Here is a 2,446-nt window from a genome sequence, read left to right as displayed (position 1 = left end):
GGTATTGAGGGGGTACCTTAAACCAAAAAACCGAGGGCAAGGCTCCGGGATTTGGGAGGTGAAAAAGGGAAAAAGAAAGCGAAAAGAAAGCAAAACAAATTTAAAAAGAAATTTTAAGAAAAGGAGAATTAGGATAGAATTAAATGTAGGAGGGTAAAATGAAGAAAAAAACCATTGCAATTTTGTTAATTGTTCTGGCTGTTGCAGGAATAGTACTTTATAGACCTATAAAAACCTACTTTGTAATGAGATATGTAGACACTCATTCTTTTGCAATGCCTATGCTCTTGACATCCCAATTACGTGATCCAAAGATTGCAAAAGAGTATAATACTAAGGGTTATATCGATATAAGCCTCCCTTCCGATTCTCCATTAAAGGACTATTCTCTTCCAAAACCAAAGAAGGGAGTTTATCTTTTGAAAAAAGGTGAAAAACTTACAATACCACTGCTTTTAACGTTTGTAAGTTATGATCCAACGGTAACCGAAGCCCATGTAAAGTTTGATCCTAAAGATATGTCAGGTGGACAAGTCGAAGTTTATTACCCAATAAGAGATAAGAATGGAAATGTCAAAGGAACCGATAAAGTAAATATTAATGACTACATTAGTTTCAATAAAAAGTCAGCTACGATTAAGGCAGGGGAAACTGTCGTTGTTGTAATGACCTTAAGCATTCCTAAAGATTTTCCTAATGATGTACAGCCCTTTACTTTAAATCCTTATGGAATAATTTGTGAAGATACAAACGTAGTCTTGATACCGAATGACTCAGAACTTGCTCCAAGTTTTAGCATTTGTACATTTTAATTAGAGGAGGAGAACATGAGCAAAGTTTTACGCATTTTTGTTTGCAGCATGTATTGCTTTGTTTTAATTTTTGCATCTCCGAGTCTCATCTTCGCCGGCCAAAACCAGCCTTACATAGGCGGTTACTTTAATAATAGCTTTGCAACTAATAATAAAGTCATTGCTTCAATTAGTTATCAATCTACAAATCCACAACTCATAGGAACTAATACGTGGCTTGGTGGAGTTATAAGTGTAGCTGGAGCTACTGGAACGGGGAATACACAAACAGGATGCGTCTTCCAAAACGGAGTAGCATTATACAATAATGGAAGCACTACAGGAAGCATTAATTGGGCTCCACAGTGGTGGAAGATTGATGGCACTTATCAAATTGGGCAAAGCAACAACATAGCCTCAGTTTCTTATCCAGCTTTTTATGAGAGAATGGACGTGAGTGGCTCGAATATTATTTATAAACTCTATGCATATCCCAACCTTTCAGCTCTTCAGTATGATGCACCAGTAGTTTATTCATGGAGTAGCTCTGCCTTTTCTTCTACTAATTTTCTTATTGGAACATCTACTGTTTATGTAAACCAAATTCCTGTCACTTTTAAACATTTCCAATTTGGTGTTGAAAGCCCTAACGTTGTGAATAATACAAATTGGAGAGTACTAATAAGCAAGGTAGGTTATTATGCGACAGGAGGATGGAAATTTCAACCTGCTAAAACAAGTCTTGGGACTGGCGCTTTAATTACCTATGTTATAAATGGTCAGACCCTGTACTATATGAAAGTTGGATCTCTAGACTATACAGGTGCTAACATTGATACTTCTTCTACATATAATGATAGTGTTGACTGGGAATGGAGCGGCACAACAATAACTCCCGATACTTATCTTTGGTATGGAAGTGGTAGCGTGAGTGATTCTGTAAGTAGACCATATAATTAATAACTAATTTGAGTAATGTAATTTTTATGAGTAAGTTCTGTAAAAATTATCCCCTTAAATCCTTCTGATTAGGCGAATTGTGGGTAGATACTCTACTTGCCACTGTATTTGAGCTCCTATGGGCACAGAGCCAGATGAGAGAGAAAATTTATTAAAAAGGATTTAATGCCACTAACGAATGGTTAAACTATTCAGACAAAATTGTAAAATTAATTGATAGGTTGAATGTAAAATAACCCTGCCTTAAACTAGAAAAAATTAAAAACCGTGAAACTACTGCACTCTAAAAAGGCATATAACGAGATCTTAAATTTGCACAAAAATCCCTTAAAAATGTGGAACTTTTTGGAGTTTGAGAGTTTTTAATCCTTTCTAATCCGCATTCTTTCCCAGCGGATTCTATATGAGGAGAAAAATTTTTAGAGGGTATTGAAAATTTGTAAAACCGTCATGACTAAAAATAATTAATCAACCTATTGTTAAGTGTGCAAGAAAAAATATATGCGTACGAATATTAAAAATTCTTTGAAAATTATGGAACTTTTTTGTGAGTTTGGAAGTCTAATATATGAGGAAAAGAATTTTTTGATTAAAGTGAAAGATTATTACTAAAAGGTATTAACAAGAGAGAGATTATAAAATATAGTAAAAAGAGAATTATTGACTTTGAAAAAAGGATAGAACTCAAGGAAATA

The 2,446-nt window shown here is 34.3% G+C and carries 2 protein-coding genes; both read left to right on the top strand.

Translation table 11 applies throughout. The features are described from left to right. The first annotated feature begins 158 nt into the window (after positions 1-158). On the top strand, positions 159-812 hold the full coding sequence (locus tag ACP5SP_RS07840; RefSeq protein ID WP_428076501.1) for a hypothetical protein: 654 nt from the start codon (positions 159-161) through the stop codon (positions 810-812). 15 nt (positions 813-827) lie between these two features. Beyond that, complete coding sequence (locus tag ACP5SP_RS07835; RefSeq protein ID WP_428076499.1) at positions 828-1,751, top strand: hypothetical protein; 924 nt, start codon at positions 828-830, stop codon at positions 1,749-1,751. The last annotated feature ends 695 nt before the right edge of the window (positions 1,752-2,446 follow it).

Source organism: Caldisericum sp. (assembly GCF_049967455.1).
Taxonomy (GTDB): Bacteria; Caldisericota; Caldisericia; order Caldisericales; family Caldisericaceae; genus Caldisericum; species Caldisericum exile_A.
Note: the sequence above shows the minus strand (reverse complement) of the source record. Positions and strands in the feature narration are given on the sequence as shown.